Genomic DNA, 24421 nt, shown 5'->3' with positions numbered 1-24421 from the left:
GGCGCAGGTCACCTTCGGGTGGTGTGTGTCCGTGTGTGTTTTGTTTGTTCGCCGGCCCGTCACTGTGGTGGTGGGTTGGTGATCGTTCTTAGTGTTGTTTTGTTAAGGGCGTATGGTGGATGCCTTGGCATGCTGAGCCGATGAAGGACGTGTGAGTCTGCGTTAAGCCTCGGGGAGTTGACAACTGAGCGTTGATCCGAGGATGTCCGAATGGGGAAACCCGGCCGTCGTTATGGGCGGTCACCATCATGTGAATTCATAGTGTGGTGGGGGTGACGCGGGGAAGTGAAACATCTCAGTACCCGCAGGAAGAGAAAATAATAATGATTCCGCTAGTAGTGGCGAGCGAACGTGGATCAGGCTAAACCGTGTGTGTGTGATACCTGGCAGGGGTTGTGCATGCGGTGTTGTGGGATGCGATGTGACCAGGCTGCCGGCTGGTCGCGTGCGGCGTGTGGTTAGTGGAACTGGTTTGGGATGACCGACCGTAGTGGGTGAGAGTCCCGTACATGAAGACCAGGCGTCGGGCGTTGTCGTATTCCCGAGTAGCAACGGGCTCGTGGAATCTGTTGTGAATCTGCCGGGACCACCCGGTAAGCCTAAATACTCAGTGTGACCGATAGCGGATAGTACCGTGAGGGAATGGTGAAAAGTACCCCGGGAGGGGAGTGAAATAGTTCCTGAAACCATGCGCTTACAATCCGTCAGAGCACCTCTTGTGTGTGATGGCGTGCCTTTTGAAGAATGAGCCTGCGAGTCAGCGGCATGTCGCGAGGTTAACCCGTGTGGGGTAGCCGTAGCGAAAGCGAATACTAACTAGTGTGTTTAGTGGCATGTTCTGGACCCGAAGCGGGGTGATCTACCCATGGCCAGTGTGAAGCAGCTGTAAGAGGTTGTGGAGGCGCGAACCCACTTAGGTTGAAAACTGAGGGGATGAGTTGTGGGTAGGGGTGAAAGGCCAATCAAACTCCGTGATAGCTGGTTCTCCCCGAAATGCATTTAGGTGCAGCGCCGCGTGTTTCTTGCCGGAGGTAGAGCTACTGGTTGGTTGAGCGGGACTACAATCTTAGTGACGTCAGCCAAACTCCGAATGCCGGTCAAGTTTAGCGTGGTAGTGAGACTGTGGGGGATAAGCTTCATAGTCGAGAGGGAAACAGCCCAGATCGCCGGTTAAGGCCCCTAAGTGTGTACTAAGTGGAAAAGGATGTGCGATCGCGAAGACAGCCAGGAGGTTGGCTTAGAAGCAGCCACCCTTGAAAGAGTGCGTAATAGCTCACTGGTCGAGTGGTTGTGCGCCGACAATGTAGTGGGGCTCAAGTACACCGCCGAAGCCGCGGCATGAGATTTTGTCTCATGGGTAGGGGAGCGTCGTGCATGGGGTGAAGCAGTACCGTGAGGGGCTGTGGACTGTGTGCGAGTGAGAATGCAGGCATGAGTAACGAGAGTAAGGTGAGAATCCTTACCGCTGGATGACTAAGGGTTCCTGGGTCAAGTTCGTCTTCCCAGGGTGAGTCGGGGCCTAAGGCGAGGCCGACAGGCGTAGTCGATGGATAACGGGTTGATATTCCCGTACCCGTGTATGTGCGCCCATGGTGAATCAGTGATACTAACCACCCACAATCGCCGACGTCCGCCTTCGGGTGGTGTTGGTGTGCGTGCGTGGGGCCTGAACTGGTAGTAGCTAAGTGATGGGGTGACGCAGTGGGGTAGCCGTGCCACTTATTGGATTGTGGTGTAAGCGTGTAGGCCGGGGCATAGGTAAATCCGTGTCCCGTGATGGCTGAGACGTGATGCGTAGGACGTGGTCCGATGTCGGTGATCCCGTGCTGTCGAGAAAAGCCTCTAGCGAGTGCATACATGGCCCGTACCCTAAACCGACACAGGTAGTCAGGTAGAGAATACTAAGGCGGTCGGGTGAACTGTGGTTAAGGAACTCGGCAAAATGCCCCCGTAACTTCGGGAGAAGGGGGGCCCGTGCTGGTGACCGGATTTTCTCCGTGAGCTGGTGTGGGTCGCAGAGAATAGAGGGAAGCGACTGTTTATCAAAAACACAGGTCCGTGCGAAAACGTGAAGTTGATGTATACGGACTGACGCCTGCCCGGTGCTGGAAGGTTAAGAGGACCGGTTAGCGACGTTTACGTCGCGAAGCTGAGAATTTAAGCCCCAGTAAACGGCGGTGGTAACTATAACCATCCTAAGGTAGCGAAATTCCTTGTCGGGTAAGTTCCGACCTGCACGAATGGCGTAACGACTTCCCTGCTGTCTCAACCACAGACCCGGTGAAATTGCAGTACGAGTAAAGATGCTCGTTTCGCGCGGCAGGACGAAAAGACCCCGGGACCTTCACTATAGCTTGGTATTGGTGTTCGGTTCGGTTTGTGTAGGATAGGTGGGAGACTGTGAGGCCGTCACGCCAGTGGCGGTGGAGTCGTTGTTGAAATACCACTCTGACCGGATTGGATACCTGAACCTTGGCCCATGATCTGGGTTGGGGACAGTGCCTGGTGGGTAGTTTAACTGGGGCGGTTGCCTCCTAAAATGTAACGGAGGCGCCCAAAGGTTCCCTCAGCCTGGTTGGTAATCAGGTGGTGAGTGTAAGTGCACAAGGGAGCTTGACTGTGAGAGTGACAGCTCGAGCAGGGACGAAAGTCGGGACTAGTGATCCGGCACCTACTTGTGGATGTGGTGTCGCTCAACGGATAAAAGGTACCCCGGGGATAACAGGCTGATCTTCCCCAAGAGTCCATATCGACGGGATGGTTTGGCACCTCGATGTCGGCTCGTCGCATCCTGGGGCTGGAGTAGGTCCCAAGGGTTGGGCTGTTCGCCCATTAAAGCGGCACGCGAGCTGGGTTCAGAACGTCGTGAGACAGTTCGGTCTCTATCCGCCGCGCGCGTTGAAACTTGAAGAAGGCTGACCCTAGTACGAGAGGACCGGGTTGGACGTACCTCTGGTGTGCCAGTTGTTCCGCCAGGAGCAGGGCTGGTTGGCTACGTACGGGAGGGATAACCGCTGAAAGCATCTAAGCGGGAAGCCTGTTTTGAGATGAGGTTTCTGTTGAGGTCCCCCAGAGACGATGGGGTTGATAGGCCAGATCTGGAAGGTGGGTAACCATCGGAGGTGACTGGTACTAATGCACCGACTAAACAACACTATTGTTGTTAACGCAAGCGAAACACAGAGCAGATGAAGTTTGCTCGCGTCCACTATGCAGTGTTTGACACAGCACACCCGTGTCACAGGTCCCCGCCGTAGCCGGCTGGGGTGCCTCTGTGGGTGTGTCGGTGGTTGATAGCGGTAGGGAAACGCCCGGTCCCATTCCGAACCCGGAAGCTAAGCCTACCCGCGCTGATGGTACTGCACCTGGGAGGGTGTGGGAGAGTAAGACACCGCCGACATTCAACATAAACACAACTGAATACCAGAGCAGACCCCGCGCCCCCTACCGGTGGCGCGGGGTCTCCTCTGGTTTTCCTGACTGTTACACAAACGATCCTCCATGGATTACCCAGGCTTATCACAGAGTGATAAGGTTCAGGTAATACCTGTTTAATCCCCACCCGTCGCGGACCCGGAGAGGTCGGAAAGGAGTCCACTGTGTCATCCCCGCACGATGACCGCCAGGGACGGACTCCCTTCGCCTATACGTATCCGCCGGCGGACACCTTCCTCCACGGCTACGACAACGCCTACCGTGTCGGTGATCCCGCTCTCGCCGGTGGCCGGAGCCTCCGGGGATCCCTGATCATCGCTGCGGTGGGCATTCTGGCGATTATCGCGGTGCTCGTAGCCTTCCTCTGGTTCCTGTCGGAGCGCTCTGCCTCGACGAGCGGGCTTGCGCCCACCCCGCCCTCGGTGACCTCCGTGCCCTCGCCCTGGGGCGACGCCGAGGGCGCCCCGAACGTGATACAGGCTCCTCAACTGGCCCCGGTGGAGGAGGCTTCCACGGACGTGGACGCCGCCCGCTCCGAGGCAGAGGCGCTCCTGAGCCACGCCGGTTTCTCCCGCGTGGCGCTCATCGGGGTGTTGACCACCAAGGAAGTGGGGCAGTCCTTCTACACGGAGGCGGCCGCCACCGAAGCGGTCGATTCGCTGGGCGTCAACTGGGTCGAGCAGGCCCAGCGTTCCGGGCAGGAACTCATCGAGGGCGAGATGGGGTTCTCGCCCAGCTCCCTCTATGAGTTCCTGGTGGGGGAGGAGATGGGCGGCTTTACCCCGGAGGAGGCCACCGCGGGGGTGCGGGACATCCGGGTCGACTGGTCTGATGAGGCGGTTAAGGCAGCCCGATTCAACCTGGCCGAGGGCCTGTCCACCCCGGACACCCTGCTGCAGGACCTGTTGGAGGAGGGGTTCACGCGGGAGCAGGCGAACGAGGCCGTCACTGAGGTCGTCGGCGAGACTCGCCAGCGGGCGGTCTAGGGGCGCCAGGAAGAGACCCCGTCCCCGCTGCGACAGGGGGACGGGGTCTGAGTGTTTCAGGGCTGCGGCCGGTGAGAGTGCTAGTAGAGCACCGCACCTTCGGCGGCGGAGTGGACGAGCTTGGCGTACTTTGCCAGCACGCCCGTCAGATGCGGGCTCTGACGCGGCTCCCAGTCCTGCCGGCGCCGGTCCATCTCCGCAGCGGAGACGTCGACGTCGATGGTGCGGGTCGGGATGTCGACCGTAATCCTGTCGCCGTCTTGCACAAAGGCGATCGGGCCACCGTCGACGGCCTCCGGGGCGACGTGGCCGATGCACAGCCCGGTGGATCCGCCGGAGAAACGGCCGTCGGTGATGAGCAGCACGTCCCTGCCGATGCCCGCACCCTTGATCGCTCCGGTGATGGCGAGCATCTCGCGCATCCCCGGGCCACCCTTCGGCCCCTCATAGCGAATGATGACGACGTCGCCCTTCTTCAGTTCACCGTTGAGGACGGCTCTCATGGCCGGCTCCTCGGTGTCAAAGACGCGGGCGGTGCCCTCGAAGCGTTCCGCGTCGAAGCCGGCGGTCTTGACCACCGCACCCTCCGGGGCCAGGGTGCCCTTGAGGACGGACAGGCCGCCGGTGGGGTGGATCGGGTCGTCCAGGGCACGCAGAATCTTGCCGTCCGGATCCGGAGGATTGATGCCCGCCAGGTTTTCGGCGACGGTCCTGCCGGTGACGGTGAGGCAGTCGCCGTTGATGAGGCCGGCGTCGAGAAGCGCCTTCATCACGACGGGGATGCCGCCGATCTTGAAGACGTCATTCATGACGTACTCGCCGAAGGGCTTGAGATTGCCCAGATGCGGGACCCGGTCGCTCATCATGTTGAAGTCGTCGAGGGTGAGATCGACCTCGGCCTCCCTGGCGATGGCCAGCAGGTGCAGGACGGCGTTGGTGGAGCCGCCCAGGGCCATGACCACCGCTAGGGCGTTGAGCAGGGACTCGCGGGTGACGATGTCGCGGGCGGTGATGCCCTGACCCAGCAGGTTGACGACGGCCTTGCCCGACTTGCGCGCGTACTCGGTGCGGTTGCGGTGGATGGCGGGCGGGGCGGCGGAACCCGGCAGCGACATGCCCATCGCCTCGGCGGCCGAGGCCATGGTGTTGGCGGTGTACATGCCGCCGCAGGCGCCCTCGCCCGGGCAGACGGCACGCTCGATGGCGCCGAGGTCCTCCCCGCTCAACTTCCCCGCCCGGCAGGCGCCGACGCCCTCGAAGGCGTCGATGAGCGTGACCTCCTTCTCGGTGCCGTCGGCGAACTTCGCGGTGCCCGGCATGGTGGAACCGTTATAGAGGAACACGGAGGAGAGGTTCAGGCGGACCGCGGCGATGAGCATGCCCGGGATGGACTTGTCGCAGCCGGCCAGAAGAACCGAACCGTCCAGACGCTCGGCGGACATGACGGTCTCGACCGAATCAGCGATAATCTCGCGTGACACCAGCGAGTAGTGCATCCCGGTATGGCCCATGGAAATGCCGTCGGAGACGGAGATGGTGCCGAACTCCAGCGGGTAGCCCTGCGCCTCGAACACGCCTTCCTTGGCGAACCCGGCGAGCTTCTTCAGGGTCAGATTGCAGGGGGTGATCTCGTTCCACGAGGAGGCCACACCGATCTGCGGCTTGTCCCAGTCATCATCGGTCATGCCCACCGCCCGAAGCATGCCGCGGGACGCGGTGGCCTCGATGCCGTCCGTGACCGCGCGTGAGCGTGGCTTGATGTCAACGTTCTTCTCGGTCATGCCCACAGTGTATTCGTCTCGGCGCGGGTAATGGGGGACAAGTTCATTCGGTAGGATGTCATTTTCACCCCAGGGAAAAATGCGGGGCGGCGGCGGTTCCGGGAAGGAAATCAGGGGGTCCCCCGATGCCTCCGGGTAGTCCCACCCATTACCGTTGGAGCGGTAGTCGCCGGGATGTGTCCCGGCGACCCTGAACCCGCCAGACGTCACGTCACCCAGTAGACAACGAAGAAGGTTGACCGCCCACATGAGCACCCCGAGCAGCCCCGACGACCAGTCCGGACACGGCGAGCGCACTGAACGTGCCGAAGGCTCCGCCGCCCAGACGAACCGCCCCGACCCTGTTGGCGGGGTCCGCGAGCCGGCCGCCCGGGCAATTGACCTGTTCAAGCAGTACGGATCCGGGGACACCGCCGTCACCGCCCTCGACCACGTGTCCGTGGAATTCGCGAAGAACCAGTTCACCGCCATCATGGGCCCCTCCGGTTCCGGAAAGTCGACGCTGATGCACACCATGGCGGGCCTGGACTCCGCCACCTCCGGCTCCGCCTACATCGGCGACACCAACCTCTCCGGGCTCAAGGACAAGGAGATCACGGCCCTGCGACGTGACCGCCTGGGCTTCATCTTCCAGTCCTTCAACCTGGTGCCGACGCTGACCGCCAAGGAGAACATCACCCTGCCGAGCGACATCGCCGGTCATCCGGTCGACGAGGCCTGGTTCGAGGAGGTCACCACCCGTCTGGGCCTGACTGACCGACTCACTCACCGCCCGGCGGAGCTCTCCGGCGGCCAGCAGCAGCGCGTCGCCTGCGCCCGCGCCCTGGTCTCGCGCCCGGAGATCATCTTCGGCGACGAGCCGACCGGCAACCTGGACTCCAACTCCTCCGCCGAGGTGCTCAGCATCCTGCGCACCGCCGTGGACAAGGACAACCAGACCGTCGTCATCGTCACCCACGACGCCCGCGCGGCCAGCTACGCCGACCGCGTGATTTTCCTCGCGGACGGTCAGATCGTCAACGAGCTCATGGACCCGACCCCGGAGACCATCCTGGCGACCATGACGGGAATCGAGAACTAGTGGCGGCCCGAAACAGAACCATGCGCACGGTCTCCCTGCGCAACATCGCGGCCCACAAACTCCGGCTCGCCCTCACCGTCCTGGCCGTCGTGCTGGGCACGGCGTTCATCTCTGGTGCGTTCATGTTCACCAACTCGCTGTCGAACTCCTTCGACGCCGCGGTGAACAACGCCTACCAGGATGTCGACGCCGTGGCCCAGCCGGCGGAGGGTAGCGCGGGCATCACCCCGGAGCAGCGCCAGGCCCTCGCCGACGATCCCGCCGTGACCAAGGTCAACCTGACCGAGAAGACCACCGTCGTGCTCGCCCGGGGCACGGCGGAGAGCCCGGAGCCGATTCAGACCGGCAGCGGTTCGGCCGATCTCGGCGTCTGGTACGCGCCGGAGGACGTCGTCGGCAACCCCCGCGAGCTGGTGGAGGGGAGCGCACCGGTCAACGGTGAGGAAGTCGCGGTCAACGCGCAGGCCGCCGAGCAGTTCGGGATCTCCGTCGGCGAGGAGCTCACCGTCGTGGACCCCGCCGCCCGCTTCCAAGTCACCGTCACCGGCCTTTACGAGCGGGATCTGGATCAGGGCACCGCCATCAACCTCCTCATGCCCGAGTCCGACTTCCTGGACCGCTACCACGCGGACAACCCGACGGTAGGGGAGCTGCTCATCGACGGAGAAGGCGAGGCCCAGTCAGTCGTCGACGACCTGGCCGCCGCGCACCCGGACCTCACCTTCGAGACCGGTCAGCAGCTGGCTGACGAGGTGTCCAAGACCATCCAGGACGCCCTGTCGTTCGTCAACTATTTCCTCGTCGCCTTCGGTCTGGTGGCTCTGCTGGTGGGCACCTTCCTCATCGCCAACACCTTCTCGATGATCGTCGCCCAGCGAACCAAGGAATTCGCCCTGCTGCGTGCCCTCGGGGCCTCGCGCCGCCAGATCACCAACTCCGTCGTGCTCGAGGCCGCCGTCGTCGGCTTCCTCGGCTCGGCCATCGGCATTCTCGTCGGCGTCGGCCTGGTCGCCGCCATCAAGGCGATCATGGCCGCGCAGGGCGCCGCCCTGCCGGGCTCCGGACTGGGACTGTCACCCATGGCCGTCGTCGTCCCGCTGATCATCGGCACCGTCGTCACGGTCATCTCCGCGTGGGCCCCGGCCCGTCGCGCGGGCCAGGTGGAACCGGTCGAGGCGATGCGCTCCTCCGAGTCCGCCACGCCGCAGCCGCTGACGGTGCGCACCATTCTCGGTCTGGTTCTGCTGCTCGCCGGCGTCATCGCCGGGCTGGTCGGCGCCTACATGGACGACTGGGGCACGGCGGACCGCGCGTGGGCGGTCGGCGGCGGAGCCATCGGCGTCATCGTCGGTTTCTTCCTCGCCGGCCCGGCCCTGTCCCTGCCGATCGTCCCGACCTTCGGCCGTCTCATCGGACTGCCCTTCGGCTCCATCGGCAAGCTGGCCTCGACCAACTCCCGCCGCAACCCGCGCCGCACCTCCGCGACCGCCTTCGCCCTGGCGCTGGGCATTGCCCTGGTGACTGTGATCGGCATGCTCGGCCAGACGATGAAGAACTCGATCGACGACCTCGTGGAGACCGGCGTCTCCGCCGAGTTCGTCCTCATGCCCCCGCAGCGCGGCGGCTTCCCCATCCCGGCGGAGGTCCCGCAGACCGCGCTCGACGTCGAGGGCGTGGGCACGGTCCTGACCTACTCCTCCGTCCCGGTCGCCGTCGACGGCCTCTACACCTACGATTACGGGCCCGGCCAGGGAGCCAGCGACGTCATCTCCGGTGATCCGGCGGACATGGTCGTGCTCGACATGATCGAGGGCACCAGCGACCTCGGTGACGACGGCGTCATCGCCTCCCAGGCCTTCGCCGAGGAGCACGGCTGGAACGTCGGCGACACCTACGAACTCTCGGCGCCGGGCCTGAGCCCCGCAACCACCGAGGTCGAGATCGTCGGCATCTACGACGAGAACGCGATCTTCGCGAACGACGTCATCTCCCGGTCCGCCGTCGACAAGCTCGGGCTGCCGGCCGCGGTCTCCTCGGTCGCCATGGTGGGCGTCAACGGAGACGGCACGGTCGACCAGGAGCAGCTGCGACAGAATCTCACCGAGGCCATGAACCAGTACATCGTCGTCCAGGTGCTCAGCGCCGGGGAGATGGCGGGCGTGGCCGGTGACGCCGTGACCCAGATGCTCAACATCCTCTACGCGCTGCTGGCGCTGGCGATCATCATCGCCATCCTCGGCATCGTCAACACGCTGACGCTCTCGGTCATCGAGCGTCGCCAGGAGCTGGGCATGCTGCGCGCCGTCGGCTCCCAGCGCCGCCAGATCCGCACGATGATCATCCTCGAATCCGTCCAGATCGCGGTCTTCGGCGCGGTCGCGGGCATCGCCATGGGCCTGTTCCTGGGCTGGGCGTTCCTCAAGGCGCTGGCCGGCACCGGTCTGGAATCGGTGGCCATCCCCTGGTCCCTGCTGGGCATCGTGCTGGCCGGTTCCCTGGTGGTCGGCGTGCTCGCCGCGATCTTCCCGGCCAACCGCGCGGCGAAGACGCCACCGCTGGACGCGATCGCCGACTAGCCCGCTTGCCGACGCGCGCCACGCCGCGGCCCGGCCACCTCCATCGGAGGGGCCGGGCCGCGGTTCGCCGTCACGAGCCCAGATTCTCGAGGATGCGCTGACCCCAGATCGCGCCCCGCCAGGCGGCCAGGAGGCCAAGGACGACCGTCGCCAGCAGATACCTCGTGAACTCCCACCATCTTCGTTGCCGCAGCAGGTTACCGAGCTCGCGCGCGAAAGTGGACATCGTGGACATGCCCGCCGCGAACCCCACGGCCACCATGACCTGCCAGAGGCCCGGCATCGCCGTCGACAAGCCCAGCACCGCGCTGGCGGTCATGTTGGCGGCGAAGGTGCCCACCCGCCCCTCCCGGGCCGGCACGGCCCGGCCCAGGCCCCAGCGGGCGAGCCCGCCCAGGAATCCGCCGAGGGCGACGGCCGCCACCCCCGCCATCATCGGAACGCCTCCCGGCGTCGCTCACGGGCAAAGAGTCCGACCAGGTAGGCGCCGACGCACATGAGCATGGTGGTCAGCGCGTGGAACAGGGCCACCGGTGCGGTGGAGCCGGCCAGGAAGGCGGCGAAGGTGGAGAAGGTGGAGAAGCCCCCCAGCACACCCTTTCCCCAGAACACACCCGGCAGGAAGAGCCCCATCAGCAGGCAGGCCAGGGCGTTGACGCCGAGGACGACCCAGGCGGAGTCGCCGAGCCCCTCCAGCAGCAGGAATCGGGCGACCGCCCCGAGGGCGGCGCCCGCACCGACGGCAAGTCCTTCGCGAATCACGATCAGCAGTGTAGACGGTGCCGCGGCATGCCCCCGTGACGGAGTCCGGGCCGCCGCGCGGTCTACCGCCAGCCCGGCATCTGGGCGCTGGTGAAGCTCATGACTTCCGTCGACGGCTTGCTCAGCTGCGGGTCGAACTTCAGGTACTCCCGGGTCTCGCGGGCGACGAGGCCGGAGAGGATGAGCAGGCCGATGAGGTTGGGCAGCGCCATCAGACCGTTGGCGATGTCGGAGAAGGTCCAGACCAGCTCCAGCTCGGTGATCGCGCCGAAGAAGGCGACGATGGTGAACAGGATGCGGTAGGGGACGGTGATCCAGCCGCCGACCAGCGAGGCGGCCGAACGCTCACCGTAGTAGGACCAGCCGATGATGGTGGAGAAGGCGAAAAACACCAGGGAGACCGAGACGATCGTGCCGCCCCACTGCCCGGGGAGGACCTCGGAGAAGCCTGCCGCGGTCATGACCGCCGCCTGGTCGGGACCCATGTCCCACACACCGGAGGTGACGATGACCAGGCCGGTGATGGAGACGACGATCATCGTGTCGATGAAGGTCTGGGTCATCGAGACCAGGCCCTGACGGGTCGGGTGGGAGGTCTTCGCGGCGGCGGCGGCGATGGCGGCGGAACCCATGCCGGACTCGTTGGAGAAGATGCCGCGGGCCACGCCGTAACGGACGGCCATCATGATGGTGGCGCCGAGAAAACCGCCGGCCGCGGAGGTGCCGCTGAAGGCGTCGCTGAAGATGAGGCCGAGCGCGGCCGGGATCTCCTCGATCATCAGGGCCAGGGCGACCAGGCCGCCGATGACGTAGACGGTGACCATCAGGGGGACGAAGCCCGCGGTGACCCGGCCGATGGCTTTGATGCCGCCGAGGAGGGTGGCGCCGGTCGCCACGAAAATGAGAATTCCGGAGACCCACGGATCGACGCCAAAGGTGTCCTCCATGCCCGCGGCGACGGAGTTGGCCTGGGTGAGGTTGCCGATGCCGAAGGAGGCGATGGCGGCGAACAGCGCGAAGAGGAACGCGAGCGTCTTGCCCAGTGCGCCCGGGATGCCGCGGTTGAGGTACACCTGCGGGCCACCCATCTGGTTGCCCCTGTGGTCGGTGACGCGGAAGCGGACGCCCAGGTAGGCCTCGGTGTACTTGGACGCCATGCCGACCAGGCCGGTGAACCAGATCCAGAACAGGGCGCCCGGACCGCCGATGGAGATGGCCGTGGCGACGCCGACGATGTTGCCGGTGCCCACGGTGGCGGCCAGGGCGGTGGTCAGCGCCTGGTAGTTGGAGATGTCTCCCTGGGACGTCTCCGAGTCGTCTCCGTCCACGAAGGTGTGGCGCAGCGCGCGGCCGAGGGCGCGGAACTGGATGCCACGGAGACGGATGGTCAGGTAGATGCCGGTGCCGAGGAGCAGCGGGATGAGCAGCCACGGCCCCCAGACGAATGAGGAAATGACTCCGAGAATGTCGTTGAGCGCCGCGAGCGCCGGATAGTTCTCCATGCTGGGAAACTATCGTGTGACAAAGGTCATGTCCTCGGGTCCTGCGCAACAGAGGGGTAGGTGTGATTATTGCTGCCCCCGCCCGGGGGTGAGTCCCGTATCACGTGCGGACGCTGTGGAAATGCCTAACATTGGGGGCGAGAAACCCGCATCCGCCTTTTGAAGGAGACATCATGGCCCATGAGCGCGCCGGGCAGCTTGCCCAGCCGGAAGACCTGATCGACATCGCCGAGCTCGTCTCGGCGTACTACACCAGGGACGTCGATCCCTCGGACGTCGCCCAGCAGGTCGCCTTCGGAACCTCCGGCCACCGCGGGTCCTCGTTGGATAACGCGTTCAACGAGCAGCACATCCTCGCCACCACCCAGGCGATCGTCGACTACCGTCGCGAGAACGCCATCGGTGGGCCGGTCTACGTCGGCCGTGACACCCACGCACTCTCCGAGCCGGCGATGATTTCCGCGCTCGAGGTCCTCCTCGCCAACGACGTCGAGGTCCTGGTCGACGACCGGGGTCGCTACACCCCGACCCCGGCCGTCTCCGTGGCCATCCTGCGCCACAACGCCCAGCTGGCGGGCGGCGTCACCGGCGCCGACCCGAAGCGGGCGGACGGCATCGTCATCACGCCGTCCCACAACCCGCCCCGCGACGGCGGCTTCAAGTACAACCCGCCTAACGGTGGCCCGGCCGACACCGACGCCACCGGCTGGATTGCCGACCGGGCCAACGACTACCTGCGCGCGGGTCTCGAAGGCGTCAAGCGCACCTGTGTCAGCGGAGTGCTGGACGCTCGCGCGCGGAAATTCGACTACGTCTCCATGTACGTCGAGGACCTGCCCAACGTCATCAACCTCGCGGCGATCCGGGACGCCGGCGTCCGCATCGGCGCCGACCCGATGGGCGGCGCATCCGTGGACTACTGGGGCGCCATCGCCGACACCCACGGGCTGGATCTCACCGTGGTCAACCCGCTGGTCGACGGCACCTTCCGTTTCATGACCCTGGACACCGACGGCCAGATCCGCATGGACTGCTCCTCCCCGAGCGCCATGGCCGGTCTCATCGGCAACCGTGACAGGTTCGACATCTCCACCGGCAACGACGCCGACGCCGACCGCCACGGCATCGTCACCCCGGACCATGGCCTGATGAACCCCAACCACTACCTGGCGGTCGCCATCGAGTACCTGTTCAGCAACCGGGAGAACTGGGCGAAGGACACCGCCGTCGGCAAAACCCTGGTCTCCTCCTCCATGATCGACCGCGTCGTCGACTCCATCGGCCGTCGGCTGGTGGAGGTCCCGGTCGGTTTCAAGTGGTTCGTGCCGGGGCTCATCGACGGCACGATCGGCTTCGGCGGCGAAGAGTCGGCGGGCGCCTCCTTCCTGCGCACGGACGGCAGCGTCTGGTCCACCGACAAGGACGGCCTCATCCTCGATCTGCTGGCCGCGGAAATTCTCGCGGTCACCGGCCGGACCCCGTCGCAGCGTTACGCGGAGCTGGCCGGGCAGTTCGGTGCACCGGCCTACGCCCGCACCGATGCCCCCGCCAACCGTGAGCAGAAGGCGGTGCTCAAGGCGCTGTCCCCGGAGCAGGTCGCCGCGGACACCCTGGCGGGGGAGAGGATCACGGCCAAAATGACCGAGGCCCCCGGCAACGGCGCCGCCATCGGCGGACTCAAAGTGACCACCGAGAATGCGTGGTTCGCCGCCCGCCCGTCCGGCACCGAGGACAAGTACAAGATCTACGCCGAGTCCTTCAAGGGGCAGGAGCACCTCAGGCAGGTGCAGGAGGAGGCCCAGCAGGTGGTTTCCGAGGTGCTCGGCGGCTAGCCGCAGGGCGCCCCATGGGGGTGGGCGCGATCGGCTGGTCCCGGCGCAGGCGCCACCGGCCGCGCCCATTTGTATTCATGCCCGGGGGGCTGTCCGGGAGATCCATTCCCGGTGCCGGGGTGCGGGAGGCTCCCGGGGGTCGGGGCGCTCCGGCGGGGACCCCAGGGCATGTGCATATGCGCATGTGAGGGCGTCTAGCCGGGGGAGGGCGGAATCGACCCCGGGGGTGAGGGTGGCCCGGGGAACGAAGCCCCATCAACACTTTCCTCGCATGAATGTCGCGGATAAAGCGATTAATCGACTTTACTTTGAAGTTACTATTGATACTCTTTTGGCGTTCCTAATTTAACCATTTAAACCAGGAGCCTATTTGTGAGTTCTGTCGGTGTTACCCATATGCAACGTCCACCCCTGGATTTCCGTGGTTATGCGGCGATCGCCATGGCGGTTCTGCTCTCCTTCGCCTACGGGCTGCAGATGTACGCGACCGTGCCTGCGTTCGGGATCCTGCAGGAGGAATTCTCCCTCGACCTGACCCAGATCGGGCTGCTCGTGTCCATCTGGTTCCTCGGCTACGCCGTGGCCCACGTGCCCGCCGGTTTCGCGGCGGCGGCGTGGGGGATCAAGAGGGTCGCCGTCTGGGGCGCGTTCGCCCTGGCCGTGTCCACCTTCCTTTTCGTCGTCGCGGACGGATATCCGATGATGGTGATCTCCCGGCTCCTCGGTGGCCTGGCCATGTCCTTCATGGCCGGCGCGGCCTTCCCGCTGGCCACCGCCTGGGCCCCGCCCAAGCACGCGAGGCTGGTCGTTGGTGGCCTGGTCAACGGCGTCGGGTTCACCGGTGGTTCGGCCCTGGGCCTCTACCTGTGGACGATCCTCATCGATTCCTACGGCTGGCGCCAGGCGACGCTGGTCGCCGCCGTGGTCAGCCTGGTCATCGCCGTCGCGGCCGTGTTCTTCGTCAGTACCCCTGATTTCCTGGGCGGTCTGGACGGTGGGCATTTCACCTGGAAGTCGACCGGAGAGGTCTTCCGATCGCGCTCCATCTGGGCGATCGGCATCGGCAGCATCTGCGGTTACGGCGCGTTGTTCACCGTGTCCCAGCTGGGCCCGGGCTACGTCGAGGCGCAGTTCGGCTTCTCCGCCTCCTCGGCCGGCCTGCTCGGCGCCCTGATGCTGCTGCTGGGCATCCCGGCGGCGCTGATCAGCGGCGTCATCGCGGATCGTGCCAGCTCCTTCCTGCCGACCCTGTGGATCCCCGCCGGCCTGCTCGTGGTGATGCTCCTCGTGCTGCCGTTCATTGAGGGCAGCCTGCTGTGGGTGGCGCTGCCGCTGATCGGCATCCTCGGCTCGATGTACTTCTCCCCGGCTACCGTCGCCCACGCGGAGTACCCGGGGGAGATCTCCCCGCAGAACTACTCCACCGCGTTCGGCCTGGTGCTCTCGCTGGGCAACGTCGGGGCGTTCCTCTTCCCGTACATCTACTCCGTCAGCGTGGGCTACGTCGGCCCGCGGTGGGGCTGGATGGTGCTCGGCGTCATCTCCGCCGTCGCCTGGTTCGGCTTCTTCTTCGCCACCGAGCCGCGCGGCCCGAGGGGCGGCACGTCCGTGCGCATCGTTGAGTCAGCTGCCGCGGAGACGGCCACCCCCTCGTCGGCCCGATAGGTCCGCGACGGTCAGGTGTGCGGACCTTCTGGAGAATTGTCAGGAAATTGAAAGCGCGGTGGGGCTGTCACTCAATCCTTTGGTGGACTATTGTCACGTTCCGTGTCCACACTTAGCGAAACACCGCGCACCGACTCCCCGGAAACCGGGAAGCGGTTGAACAAGACCCTGGTCCTGGATGCGATCAGCTTCTTCGCCCGGTTCTGGATGGCCTACACCTGGATCAAGGCCGGAATCTCGAAGCTCGACGCGCACATGGCCGTGACCCAGAACATCACCGCCTACGAGATCTTCACGCCGCAATGGTCGGATTTCCTCGCGCGCCTGATCGGTCCGCTGGAAATCGCCGGCGGCGTGCTGCTGCTTCTGGGCATCTTCCTGCGGACCTCCGCCAAGGTCTCGATCGGCGTGCTCACGCTGTTCATCATCGGCGTCGCGCAGGCCTGGCTCCGTGGGCTCGAGCTGGACTGCGGCTGTTTCGACCCGACGGCCACCACAACCAACTACCAGCTCGAGTACGCGACTACCATTGGGCGCGACCTGTTCTACATCGCACTGAGCGCGTGGACCGTCCATCGTCCGTTCAAGAAGTGGGCCATCTACACCCCGTAGTTGCCCGCCTGTTCCGTAGCGGGCACCAACCTCACCGGAGAGAGAAACTGTGACCAGCAAGAAAGTGACGAACCCGAACAAGAAGTCGAACGCCGGGTTCCTCTGGGCGATTATTGCCCTCCTCGTCATCGGCGCCGTGATCGTCGGCTACATCGTCATCAGCGGGCGTAGCAGCCAGGGAGAGGAGCTGGCCCAGTACAAGTCGGAGATCAACGCGGAGATGGAGTTCTCCGACAACACGATCACCCTCTCCGCCCCCGACGCCGCGGACGCCAAGGAGGCCAGCCTCTACGAGGACTTCTCCTGCTCCTACTGCGCCCAGCTGGCCGAGGACACGGACGAGCAGATGAAGGACGAGATCGAGAAGGGCAACCTGACCGTCCACATCAACCCGCTGAACTTCCTCGACAACGGCAACGAGGGACACTCGACGCAGGCCCTGGCCGCGGCCCTGGCCCTGGCCGCCAACGGCGAAACCGACGCCTACTGGTCCCTGCGCAGCATGCTGATGCTCGAGCAGCAGCAGGTCTACAACCAGTGGGACAACGAGGATTTCGCCACCGCGGCCACGGCCGTCGGCGCCTCCGAGGAGTCCGCCGAGGCCATCAGGAACGGTGAGTTCCTCGATGAGGCCAAGGCCACCGCCGAGGCCAACGCAACCACCCTGCAGGAGCAGACCGGTTCCGTTTCTTCCCCGCGCATCCTCCAGGACGGCCAGGACCTGCCGATCCAGGACAACACCGAGTGGATTGATTACGTGCTCGCCAACTAGGCGGGCGGCGAGGTCAACCTCGCTTGTCGGCGCCGGCCCCGCACCAGTTGGGGCCGGCGTTTCTTTTCCAGAGATATGGCACCCACCAGCGGATTTGGTCCTTGAGGCGGTTCGACTGTACATTGGGAAAAGTTGAAATCAACAACCAACAGGGGCCTTGGCGCAGCTGGTAGCGCACCACACTGGCAGTGTGGGGGTCACGGGTTCGAATCCCGTAGGCTCCACTCGGACTAGTTCCGGTCAACTGAATATTTCACTGGGGCCTTGGCGCAGCTGGTAGCGCACCACACTGGCAGTGTGGGGGTCACGGGTTCGAATCCCGTAGGCTCCACCAGTAGGGCAATCCGCGTTCTCTCATCTGAGGGGACGCGGATTTGTGCTTTCGCTAACCTGGCGGGCATGGACACGAGCGGAACCTTCACCAAGCGTCCGAATGAATACCGCGCCGCCGCGGCCGAGGCCGCCGGTCTGCGGTGGCTGCGGCAGGCTTCCGACGTCGTCGTCGAGGTGCTCGGGGCGGATGACGACATGCTCACCCTCCGGCGCGTCCAGGCGGTCCGCCCCACCCCGGAGGCGGCCCGGGTCGCCGGGCGGGAGCTGGCGCGCATCCACGACGCCGGGGCGGAAGCCTTCGGCAGTCCGCCGCCCGGCTGGGACGGGCCCAACTACATCGGCCGGCAGGAGCAGGAGTGCACCCCCACCGATGATTGGGCCGGATTCTATGCCCGCCAGCGCGTGCGCCCCTTCGCCGAGAAGGCCGTCCGGGCGGGAAATCTGGACGCAGCCGGCATCGCGATCGTCGACAAGGCCCTGGCTGCGGTGGCGGCGGCGGGTTTTGAGCCGGCCCCGGCGCGGTTGCACGGGGATCTGTGGGCGGGCAACCTCCTCTTCGGACCGGACGGTCCCGTCCTGATCGACCCGGCGGCGCACGGCGGGCACCGACAGACCGACCTGGCGATGCTGGCTCTTTTCGGCGCACCCCATCTCGACGAGATTCGGGCGGGCTACGAGGAGGTTCATCCGCTGCCGCCCCGGTGGCTCGAGCTCACGGAGATACACCAGCTGCATCCCCTGGCCGTGCATGCGGCCAGCCACGGCCCCTCGTACGGGCGTGCGCTGGTGGCGGCGGCCCGGGTGACGATGTCGCTGCTCTAGCGCCACCACGCCTCGTGCGGCCCCGGCGGCATGTGGCGCTTGTGCTGACCCGCTCGCCACAGGTGCTCGATGCGCTCCCGGGCGGCGTCGGGGACGTCCCTGCCCTCGAGGTAGTCGTCGATGTGCTGGTAGCTGACGCCGAGTGCGGTCTCGTCGGGCAGTGCCGGGCGGTCCTCCTCCAGGTCGGCGGTGGGGACCTTCGTCCAGGTTGACTCGGGCGCGCCGAGGTGTTCGAGCAACTGGGCGCCCTGGCGCTTGGTGAGGCCGGCCAGCGGGAGCAGGTCGGCCGCCCCGTCGCCGTGCTTGGTGAAGAAGCCGGTGATGTTCTCGGCGGCGTGGTCGGAGCCGAGGACGAGCAGCCCGCGCTCGCCGGCGATGGCGTACTGGGCGATCATGCGCATGCGTGCCTTGAGGTTGCCCTTGTTGAAGTCACCGAGTTCCAGCAGGCCCAATGCCGTGGCGACGTCGCTGTTCATGACGTCGGAGGCGTCCCTGATGTTGACCTGAATGTCATGGTCCGGGTTGATGAAGTTCATCGCGACGTCGACGTCGCCCATGTCGGACTGGACGCCGTAGGGCAGGCGCACCGCCTGGAACTCGGACTCGTGTCCGTCGGCGCGACGCTTCTCGACGGCGAGCTGGCCCAGACGCCCCGCCAGGGTCGAGTCCTGGCCGCCGGAGATCCCGAGAACGAAGCCCTTCGCGCCGGAGGCCGCGAGATACTCGGCGAGGAAAGACACGCGCTCCGCAACCTCAGTCTCTGGATCGATCAAGGGCTTGGTATGCAGGGAATTGATGATATGTTCCTGGAGTTTTCGGTCCTCGGTACGCATGCGCCCCATCCTAGTGGTGGGGCAGAATCTTCGTCCATGACCAGCAGCACCGGAAAAGATCCGACGAACCCGGACGTCTCGACCCCGCAGACGCGCCGTTATGTTCGCACCGTCGCCCTCGTCGCCGCGTTCGGCGGCCTCCTCTTCGGCTACGACACCGGCGTCATGTCCGGCGCCCTCCTCTTCGTCGCCCCGGAGTTCGCCATGACCTCCGCCGAAGAGGGGTGGGTGACCTCCATGCTGCTCGTGGGCGCAGCGGTCGGCGCGCTCTCCGGCGGCCGGGTCGCCGACTGGCTGGGCCGTCGGCTGACGCTCATCATCGGCGGGCTCATCTTCGTCGCCGGTTCCCTGTGGTGCTCCTTCGCCACCTCGACGGAGATGCTCGCCGCCGCCCGAACCTTCCTGGGCGTGGCCGTCGGCGCGGTCTCCGTCGTCGTACCGATGTACATCTCGGAGAAGTCCCCGGCCCGGGTCCGGGGCAGGATGGTGTCGCTGAACACCTTCATGATCGTGGTCGGTCAGTTGCTCGCCTACCTCGTCAACTCCCTCCTGGCCGGCACCGGTTCCTGGGAGGCGATGCTGGGCATGGCCGCCGTCCCCGGCGCGGTCCTCGCCGTCGGCATGTGGTTCCTGCCGGACACCCCGGTTTGGTTGGCGGGCAAGGGCCGCATGGACGAGGCCCGCGAGACCGCCCGACGGGCCGGTATGAGCCTGGGGGAGCTCTCCGTGCTCACCCGCGACGGGGCCGAGAAGCGGGCCACAGCAGGGGAGTGGCAGGCCCTGCGGTCGGTCGGCTGGCTCCGGATTGCCGTCGGGGTGGCCGCCTTCATCGGCGTCATCCAGCAGATCACCGGTGTCAACGCCATCGTCTACTTCGCCCCCACGTTGATGAGTCAGCTGGGTATGAGCGTCGAAAACTCCATCTACACGTCGATCATCATCGGCGCCGTCTCCGTCCTCGCGTGCCTGGTCGGGCTGCAGATCATTGACCGCATTGGTCGGCGCACTCTGCTGACCCTCGGACTGACGGTCAACGTCGTCGCGCTGGTCGTCCTGGCCTTCACCTATCGGGCGGCGGAGGGCAACGCAGCTCTGGCCTTCGTGGCCCTCGCCGTCATGGCGATCTTCATTGCCTCCCAGCAGGCCGCCGTCTCGCCGACGACGTGGCTGCTCATCTCCGAGATTGTCCCGGTCCAGGTGCGCGGCCTGGGCATGGGCCTGGCGGGTCTCGCCCTCTGGACGGCCAACTGGGCGGTCGCGCAGTTCTTCCTGCCGCTGGTCGACGCCGTGTCCGCGACCACGACGTTCCTCATCTTCGCCGGCCTCGGCCTCGCCGCGCTCGGTTTCGTCCGGGCCGCGGTTCCGGAGACGCGCGGGCGCAGCCTGGAAGAGGTGGGAGAGGCATTCCGGGGACGGTTTGGTTCTTAGGGGCCTGCTCCGGTACTCTTTACCCTCGTGTCATGGCCCGGTTTTCTGCCGGGACCGTGCTAGCTACAAACTAGTCACCATCCGCTATTTAGAGCGCAGAGAGAAAGGAGCGCCCGATGAAGGTCCGCAAGTCGCTTCGGTCGCTGAAAAACAAGCCGGGCGCCCAGGTCGTGCGTCGTCGCGGCAAGGTCTACGTCATCAACAAGAAGGAGCCGCGCTTCAAGGCTCGCCAGGGCTAAGAGGTCGCGTCTCGTTTCTGAGACGATTCCCGGAATCGGGCACCACACCACGTGTGGTGCCCGATTTCATTTTCCGGACGGGCGTCCCCGGCGCCGCCCCGGATCGGGAAATGTTACAAAAAGATAACTATTTTCGGCGCCAGCTGGGGGAATTACATCCGGGTAGTTACGTGCCCTGGTGACCCCCTCGAGGCAGAGGACCACATGTGGGCTCGGGGTGGGCGGCATCCTGCGAGTTTCATGGCTGTAACTACTACATGTAGTGCTCTTTGCGAAATATTCCCACAACGGATAGTGTCATTTCATGTCGCCGGGAACGGAAGCCGGGGATAAGACCAGCTTCCGGAAACGACCGGACGTAGAACCATATAAGAAGCTCGGCGCCTCCTGGCGTGACCATCCCCCACAGGTCGACCAAGGGCCGGGCCACCCACCGAAGGAAGTGACTCCCATGGCCATCACCCTCTACACCAAGCCAGCCTGCGTCCAGTGCAACGCCACCAAGAAGGCCCTCGACCGCGCCGGACTCGACTACACGACCGTCGACGTCTCCGTCGACGACGAGGCGCGCGACTACGTCCTCGCCCTCGGCTACCTCCAGGCCCCGGTCGTCGAGGTCGACGGCGAGCACTGGTCCGGCTTCCGCCCGGACCGCATCAAGAACCTCGTCGCCCAGGCCGCCTAGACGCCCGGCCACCCCGCAGGTCCCGCGGGGACAAGGGAGCAAGAGCTCTCCACGGGAGTCGGAACTCCGGCCCCTTATCCCCGCACCGCCGTCTTGTCTTTGGCCCGGCTGAACGGACAGGGCGGCTTTTTCTGCGCCAGGCACCGGCGCCCCGCCCCGCCGGAACGTGAGAAGGGAAGTGAATCGCTCGTGTTGATCGTGTATTTCTCCTCCGCGACCGAGAACACGAAGAAGTTCGTCGACAAGCTGGGGCTGCCCAACGTGCGCATCCCGCTGCACAGGCAGGATGAGCCGCTGAGCGTCGACGAGCCGTACTGCCTGATCGTGCCGACCTACGGGGGCGGCGCCTCGATGAGCCACCAGAACAGCCGGCCGGTCCCGCCCCAGGTCATCCGCTTCCTCAATGACGAGCACAACCGCAGGCTCATCCGTTGCGTAGTCTCGGGCGGCAACACCAACTTCGGCGTCGACTACGGCAGAGCCGGCGAGGTCATCTCGGCCAAATGCGGGGTGCCCTACGTCTACCGCTACGAGCTGCTCGGCACCGAGGAGGACGTCCGCACCCTGCGCGCCGGCCTCCTCGAGAATGCGGAGCAGCTCGGCCTGGAGCCGCTGACCGCCACCGACGCCTGAGTTTCCACCACCGTCCCCCTCAACCCGACCGCTTCAACCCGACATGCCGGGCCGGAGATATCCCTGATATACATGGCAACGACATGCACCGCTTCAGAAAGGCCACTGCGAACGTGAGCATCACCACGGAGTCCTACGGCAAGTCCGTCGCCGAGCCGGCTAACCCCCACGCTCAGCTCGACTACCATGCCCTCAACGCACTGCTGAACCTCTACGACGAGTCCGGCAACATCCAGTTCGACATGGACCGCGAGGCTGCGAACCAGTTCTTCCTGCAGCACGTCAACCAGAACACCGTCTACTTCCATGACCTGGAAGAGAAGATGAAGTACCTGGTCGAGAACAAGTACTACGAGCCGGAGGTGCTCGCGCAGTACGACTTCCAGTTCATCAAGGACCTGTACAAGCGCGCCTACGCCTACAAGTTCCGCTTCCGGTCCTTCCTGGGCGCGTACAAGTACTACACCTCCTACACGCTCAAGACCTTCGACGGTAAGCGCTACCTGGAGCGTTTCGAGGACCGCGTCTCCATGACCGCGCTCTTCCTCGCCGAGGGCGACCCCCGCCTGGCGGAGAACCTGGTCGACGAGATCATGTCCGGTCGTTTCCAGCCGGCCACCCCGACCTTCCTCAACGCCGGCAAGGCCCAGCGCGGCGAGCTCGTCTCCTGCTTCCTGCTGCGCATCGAGGACAACATGGAGTCCATCGGCCGTGCCATCAACTCCTCCCTGCAGCTGTCCAAGCGCGGTGGTGGCGTCGCCCTGCTGCTGAGCAACATCCGCGAGTCCGGGGCGCCGATCAAGCACATCGAGAACCAGTCCTCGGGCGTCATCCCGGTCATGAAGCTGCTCGAGGATTCCTTCTCCTACGCCAACCAGCTGGGCGCGCGCCAGGGCGCCGGTGCCGTCTACCTCAACGCGCACCACCCGGACATTCTCTCCTTCCTCGACACCAAGCGTGAGAACGCGGACGAGAAGATCCGCATCAAGACCCTCTCCCTGGGCGTGGTCATCCCGGACATCACCTTCGAGCTGGCCAAGAAGAAGCAGCCGATGTATCTCTTCAGCCCGTACGACGTCGAGCGCGTCTACGGCAAGCCTTTCGGGGACATCTCGGTGACCGAGAAGTACCACGAGATGGTCGAGGACGCACGCATCCGCAAGACCAAGATCGACGCCCGTCAGTTCTTCCAGACGTTGGCCGAGATCCAGTTCGAGTCCGGCTACCCGTACATCATGTACGAGGACACCGCCAACGCCGCCAACCCGCTCAAGAAGGTCGGCCGGATCAACATGTCCAACCTGTGCTCGGAGATCCTGCAGGTCAACTCCCCGTCCGAGTTCAACGAGGACCTCACCTACGCCGAGATCGGCGACGACATCTCCTGCAACCTGGGCTCCCTCAACATCGCGCTGACCATGGACTCCCCGGATTTCGCCAAGACCGTCGAGACCTCCATCCGCGCCCTGACCTCCGTCGCGGACAACACCGCCATCGACTCCGTGCCCTCCATCCGTGAGGGCAACGACAAGTCCCACGCCATCGGGCTGGGCCAGATGAACCTGCACGGCTACCTCGGCCGCGAGCACGTCCACTACGGCTCCGAGGAGGGCCTGGACTTCACCAACGCCTACTTCGCCGCCGTCATGTTCGCCGCGATCAAGGCGTCCAACAAGATCGCCCGCGAGCGCGGCGAGACCTTCGCGATGTTCAGGGACTCCGACTACGCCGACGGATCCTTCTTCGACCGCTACGACCCGGCCGACTTCGCCCCGAAGACGGACAAGGTCAAGGAACTTTTCGCCGGCTCCTCCATCCACACCCCGACCGCCGAGGACTGGGCCCAGCTCAAGGCCGACGTGATGGAGCACGGCATCTACAACGCCTACCTCCAGGCCGTCCCGCCGACCGGATCCATCTCCTACATCAACAACTCGACATCCTCGATCCATCCGATCGCCTCCAAGATTGAGATCCGCAAGGAAGGCAAGATCGGTCGCGTCTACTACCCGGCGCCGCACATGGACAACGAGAACCTCGAGTTCTTCGAGGACGCGTACGAGATCGGCTACGAGAAGATCATCGACACCTACGCTGAGGCCACCAAGTACGTCGACCAGGGTCTGTCCCTGACGCTGTTCTTCAAGGACACCGTCACCACCCGCGACATCAACAAGGCCCAGATCTACGCCTGGACCAAGGGCATCAAGTCCCTGTACTACATCCGCCTGCGCCAGATGGCGCTGGCCGGCACTGAGATCGAGGGCTGCGTTTCCTGCATGCTCTAATCGGCTGAAAGGGCGGAAGTCCCCACCAGACGGTGGGGGCTTCCGCCCTTTTCCGGGTGCCGACGCGAGGAGGCGGGCTCGCCAGGGTGGGGGACCGCTCTGCTAGCGTAGGGACAATGGCCGTCGTGGCCTGGGAAAACAGCTAAGAACCAGAAG

At 65.1% G+C, this 24421-nt stretch carries 18 protein-coding genes, 2 tRNA genes and 2 rRNA genes; 17 read left to right on the top strand and 5 right to left on the bottom strand.

Going from position 1 to position 24421, the window contains the following annotated elements:
* Positions 1 to 92: 92 nt before the first annotated feature.
* From CGUA_RS11130 to CGUA_RS11120, 3 genes are all read left to right on the top strand, one after another.
* A 23S ribosomal RNA gene (locus tag CGUA_RS11130) occupies positions 93 to 3156 on the top strand.
* A gap of 126 nt (positions 3157 to 3282) precedes the next feature.
* Positions 3283 to 3400, top strand: a 5S ribosomal RNA gene (gene rrf, locus CGUA_RS11125).
* A gap of 199 nt (positions 3401 to 3599) precedes the next feature.
* Positions 3600 to 4421, top strand: coding sequence for a hypothetical protein (locus tag CGUA_RS11120; protein WP_290195678.1), 822 nt, complete (start codon positions 3600 to 3602; stop codon positions 4419 to 4421).
* Between the two features lie 80 nt (positions 4422 to 4501).
* Here CGUA_RS11120 and ilvD read toward each other — a convergent pair whose 3' ends face one another.
* A complete protein-coding gene (gene ilvD / locus CGUA_RS11115) occupies positions 4502 to 6202 on the bottom strand; it encodes a dihydroxy-acid dehydratase (protein WP_290195677.1) in 1701 nt (566 codons plus the stop codon).
* A 247-nt stretch (positions 6203 to 6449) separates the two neighbouring features.
* Here ilvD and CGUA_RS11110 point away from each other — a divergent pair, with 247 nt between their 5' ends.
* Both CGUA_RS11110 and CGUA_RS11105 read left to right on the top strand, forming a co-directional pair.
* Positions 6450 to 7283 carry an ABC transporter ATP-binding protein gene (locus CGUA_RS11110; RefSeq protein WP_290195676.1) on the top strand — a complete coding sequence of 278 codons (834 nt, stop codon included), beginning with the start codon at positions 6450 to 6452 and terminating at the stop codon, positions 7281 to 7283.
* Positions 7284 to 7303: 20 nt separating this feature from the next.
* Complete coding sequence (locus CGUA_RS11105; protein ID WP_290195675.1) at positions 7304 to 9859, top strand: ABC transporter permease; 2556 nt, start codon at positions 7304 to 7306, stop codon at positions 9857 to 9859.
* 70 nt (positions 9860 to 9929) lie between these two features.
* On the opposite strand, the gene CGUA_RS11100 is transcribed toward CGUA_RS11105, so the two are convergent.
* The 3 genes from CGUA_RS11100 to CGUA_RS11090 all read right to left on the bottom strand — a co-directional run bounded on the left by CGUA_RS11100 (position 9930) and on the right by CGUA_RS11090 (position 12123).
* The gene (locus CGUA_RS11100) at positions 9930 to 10292 is read right to left on the bottom strand and encodes a fluoride efflux transporter FluC (RefSeq protein ID WP_290195672.1); all 363 of its coding nucleotides are present in this window, start codon (positions 10290 to 10292) and stop codon (positions 9930 to 9932) included.
* Positions 10292 to 10621 carry a CrcB family protein gene (locus tag CGUA_RS11095; RefSeq protein ID WP_290195670.1) on the bottom strand — a complete coding sequence of 110 codons (330 nt, stop codon included), beginning with the start codon at positions 10619 to 10621 and terminating at the stop codon, positions 10292 to 10294. Before CGUA_RS11095 ends, CGUA_RS11100 begins: the two co-directional genes overlap by 1 nt.
* A gap of 62 nt (positions 10622 to 10683) precedes the next feature.
* A complete protein-coding gene (locus CGUA_RS11090; protein WP_290195668.1) occupies positions 10684 to 12123 on the bottom strand; it encodes an alanine/glycine:cation symporter family protein in 1440 nt (479 codons plus the stop codon).
* 173 nt (positions 12124 to 12296) lie between these two features.
* On the opposite strand from CGUA_RS11090, the gene pgm reads away from it, so the two are divergent.
* The 7 genes from pgm to CGUA_RS11055 all read left to right on the top strand — a co-directional run bounded on the left by pgm (position 12297) and on the right by CGUA_RS11055 (position 18159).
* Positions 12297 to 13955, top strand: a complete 1659-nt coding sequence (gene pgm, locus CGUA_RS11085) for a phosphoglucomutase (alpha-D-glucose-1,6-bisphosphate-dependent) (protein WP_290195666.1) — start codon at positions 12297 to 12299, stop codon at positions 13953 to 13955.
* A gap of 396 nt (positions 13956 to 14351) precedes the next feature.
* Positions 14352 to 15620, top strand: coding sequence for an MFS transporter (locus CGUA_RS11080; RefSeq protein WP_290195664.1), 1269 nt, complete (start codon positions 14352 to 14354; stop codon positions 15618 to 15620).
* A 102-nt stretch (positions 15621 to 15722) separates the two neighbouring features.
* A complete protein-coding gene (locus CGUA_RS11075) occupies positions 15723 to 16232 on the top strand; it encodes a DoxX family protein (RefSeq protein ID WP_290195662.1) in 510 nt (169 codons plus the stop codon).
* A gap of 49 nt (positions 16233 to 16281) precedes the next feature.
* Positions 16282 to 17004 carry a DsbA family protein gene (locus tag CGUA_RS11070; protein WP_290195661.1) on the top strand — a complete coding sequence of 241 codons (723 nt, stop codon included), beginning with the start codon at positions 16282 to 16284 and terminating at the stop codon, positions 17002 to 17004.
* A gap of 151 nt (positions 17005 to 17155) precedes the next feature.
* Positions 17156 to 17228 (top strand) — tRNA-Ala (locus CGUA_RS11065).
* 34 nt (positions 17229 to 17262) lie between these two features.
* Positions 17263 to 17338, top strand: a tRNA-Ala gene (locus CGUA_RS11060).
* Positions 17339 to 17403: 65 nt separating this feature from the next.
* Positions 17404 to 18159 (top strand): fructosamine kinase family protein, encoded by a 756-nt coding sequence (locus CGUA_RS11055; RefSeq protein WP_290195660.1) that lies wholly within the window; start codon positions 17404 to 17406, stop codon positions 18157 to 18159.
* Here the strand turns inward: CGUA_RS11055 and nadE are convergent.
* Positions 18156 to 18992 carry an NAD(+) synthase gene (gene nadE, locus CGUA_RS11050; RefSeq protein WP_290195659.1) on the bottom strand — a complete coding sequence of 279 codons (837 nt, stop codon included), beginning with the start codon at positions 18990 to 18992 and terminating at the stop codon, positions 18156 to 18158. The two genes, CGUA_RS11055 and nadE, sit on opposite strands and share 4 nt — an antisense overlap.
* 36 nt (positions 18993 to 19028) lie before the next feature.
* On the opposite strand from nadE, the gene CGUA_RS11045 reads away from it, so the two are divergent.
* The 5 genes from CGUA_RS11045 (at position 19029) to nrdE (ending at position 24265) form a co-directional block, all read left to right on the top strand.
* On the top strand, positions 19029 to 20420 hold the full coding sequence (locus tag CGUA_RS11045) for a sugar porter family MFS transporter (RefSeq protein ID WP_290195658.1): 1392 nt from the start codon (positions 19029 to 19031) through the stop codon (positions 20418 to 20420).
* A gap of 116 nt (positions 20421 to 20536) precedes the next feature.
* Positions 20537 to 20659, top strand: a complete 123-nt coding sequence (gene ykgO / locus CGUA_RS11040; protein WP_005511141.1) for a type B 50S ribosomal protein L36 — start codon at positions 20537 to 20539, stop codon at positions 20657 to 20659.
* A gap of 451 nt (positions 20660 to 21110) precedes the next feature.
* Positions 21111 to 21344, top strand: a complete 234-nt coding sequence (gene nrdH, locus CGUA_RS11035; protein ID WP_290195657.1) for a glutaredoxin-like protein NrdH — start codon at positions 21111 to 21113, stop codon at positions 21342 to 21344.
* 189 nt (positions 21345 to 21533) lie between these two features.
* Complete coding sequence (nrdI, locus tag CGUA_RS11030) at positions 21534 to 21977, top strand: class Ib ribonucleoside-diphosphate reductase assembly flavoprotein NrdI (RefSeq protein WP_290195656.1); 444 nt, start codon at positions 21534 to 21536, stop codon at positions 21975 to 21977.
* Between the two features lie 113 nt (positions 21978 to 22090).
* A complete protein-coding gene (nrdE, locus tag CGUA_RS11025) occupies positions 22091 to 24265 on the top strand; it encodes a class 1b ribonucleoside-diphosphate reductase subunit alpha (RefSeq protein WP_374725047.1) in 2175 nt (724 codons plus the stop codon).
* Positions 24266 to 24421: the final 156 nt, after the last annotated feature.

The sequence above is a fragment of the Corynebacterium guangdongense genome, assembly GCF_030408915.1.
Classification (GTDB): Bacteria; Actinomycetota; Actinomycetes; order Mycobacteriales; family Mycobacteriaceae; genus Corynebacterium; species Corynebacterium guangdongense.
This window is presented reverse-complemented; position numbering and strand designations above follow the sequence as displayed.